This window comes from Lysinibacillus sp. 10T31 (assembly GCF_056394365.1).
In genome coordinates, this window is sequence record NZ_JBFTHS010000168.1 from 1 (window position 1) to 535 (window position 535).

The 535-nt window shown below is 60.6% G+C and carries 1 protein-coding gene; it reads right to left on the reverse strand.

The window, feature by feature from the left end:
- Positions 1 to 155: 155 nt before the first annotated feature.
- Positions 156 to 535 (reverse strand): Rho termination factor N-terminal domain-containing protein (locus AC1DCY_RS27405; protein WP_477355867.1); only part of this gene is annotated, 380 nt, incomplete at its 5' end.

The following is a 535-nucleotide window of genomic DNA, read 5'->3' on the forward strand; positions in this document are numbered from 1 at the left end:
GGTACAAATTGCTCCGGGCGGGACCCCGGTCTTCGTGTCGTGTTGGCCGAAACGACGGTTGAACGGCAGGCGCAGTTGCTATCACGGACAATCCCGCTCCTGCACATTTATCTCCCGCAGGAGCGGGACGCCTTGGAAGTCGCCTTCTGTTCTCTCTAGCCCGCCTTGCGCAATGCGTCGATCAACTCCTGTTTGCGCATTGTCGAGCGCCCGGGAATGTTCTTTGCCCGGGCTTCTTTCATCAGGCTGTCCTTGGTCTGTGTCTCGCGTGACGCGTTGCTGTTTCGTGAGAGCCCTTTGCGGGTGGCGACGGCGCGTCTGGCCGACTCCCGACGGTCGGAGGCTTTTTTGGCGGCAGGTTTGGTCCGACCAGCCCCGCCTGCGCGCTCACCGCCACCGGATTGTTTGTTGACTGTCGCCCAGGCGCGGGCTTGGGCCTCTTCTTTGGAGATCCCTTTGTCTTCGTAGCTGGCCTCTATGTGCGCAGCTTTGCGCTTCTGTTCGGCAGTGTATTTGGCTTTGCTTCCACGAGTCA